The organism is Verrucomicrobium sp. 3C (assembly GCF_000379365.1).
Taxonomy (GTDB): domain Bacteria; phylum Verrucomicrobiota; class Verrucomicrobiia; order Methylacidiphilales; family Methylacidiphilaceae; genus Methylacidimicrobium.
On record NZ_KB901875.1, the window covers coordinates 1,260,451 to 1,261,592 of the forward strand.

Sequence of the window (1,142 nt, forward strand, 5' to 3'; positions counted from 1 at the left end):
GACTGGTTGCAAGCACAGAGCGGCCTGCTGCCGCAGGCGCTGGCCTTGGACGGCAAAAGGATTCGTCATCCCATTGGCCTCCTGACCTTGGCCCAACAGGAGGACGGCGCCCCGCAAGCGGTGGCGGTCCACGACCAAAAGCAGGACACGCCCCGTTCCGAACAAAGCGCGGCGGTGGCGCTGCTGGAAAAGCTGCCGGCCCTGGATGGCAAAATCATCACCGCCGACCCATTGCATTGTCAGCGGCGCCAGGCCCGTCTCATCGGGGAAAAAGGGGGCGATTACTTGTTTGGGATCAAGGGAAATCAGCCTCGTTTGCTCCAAGAGGCGCAAGCCTTGGACGCCTTGCCCGACCCCCCTTTTTTACCGACAACCAGACCGGTCATGGCCGAGTCGAAATCCGCCAACTCCATGCCTTCCCCATCGAGCCCCTGGCCGTCGACTTCCCCTTTGCCCGCGCCCTGATCGTGGTGCGCAGCCACCGCACGAAAACAAGGATGGTCTCACCAGCACCGAGTCCCGTTACTACCTCTCCAGCGCGCCACCGGATCCGTATGCGCCCCAAGAATGGTTGGACTTCATCCGAGGACATTGGGGCGGGGCCGAAATCCGCAATCATTGGCGACGCGATGCCCGGATGGGCGAAGACCGTTGCCGTTCCCGTCAGCCCAACCTGCTGGCCAACTTGGCGCTCATCCCTAACGCGCTCCTCTCGCTCCTCGCCGAACGCCTCGGCGAACCATCCCTCCCGCAGTTCCGCGAACGATTCTGCTCCACCCCTAAACAATGTCTGGCCATCCTCGCCGCCGAGCCACTCTCCGACTAGCCGGAGAGTGGTCAATCCTCCTCCCTCCCACCCATGGAAGCGACCCTTCAAATGGCAAACAGCCGTGCAGTATCCACCAAAAACGCAACTTCGTAACCAAGGGGACATTTCTACTGTGGAGAAAAAGGGGACATTTCTATTGTGCTACGACAGGGTCTTTTGTTTTGGAGTTCATGCGGCGGCAAGGATGGCCAGACATTGTTTGGGACTGGAGAGGAGTCGTTCGCGGAACTGCGGGAGGGATTGTTCGCCGAGGCGTTCGGAGAGGAGCGAGAGGAGGGCGTTACGGATGAGCGCCAAGTTGGCCAGCAGGTTG

At 60.9% G+C, this 1,142-nt stretch carries 1 protein-coding gene and 2 pseudogenes; 2 read left to right on the top strand and 1 reads right to left on the bottom strand.

The annotated features are described in order from the left end of the window. Both A37A_RS20020 and A37A_RS19075 read left to right on the top strand, forming a co-directional pair. Positions 1-465: pseudogene (locus A37A_RS20020) on the top strand (hypothetical protein); the annotation flags it as partial. A 106-nt stretch (positions 466-571) separates the two neighbouring features. Then, positions 572-826 carry a DDE transposase family protein gene (locus A37A_RS19075; RefSeq protein ID WP_018290767.1) on the top strand — a complete coding sequence of 85 codons (255 nt, stop codon included), beginning with the start codon at positions 572-574 and terminating at the stop codon, positions 824-826. 171 nt (positions 827-997) lie between these two features. Here A37A_RS19075 and A37A_RS19080 read toward each other — a convergent pair. Next, positions 998-1,142, bottom strand: a pseudogene (locus A37A_RS19080) (DDE transposase family protein); the annotation flags it as partial.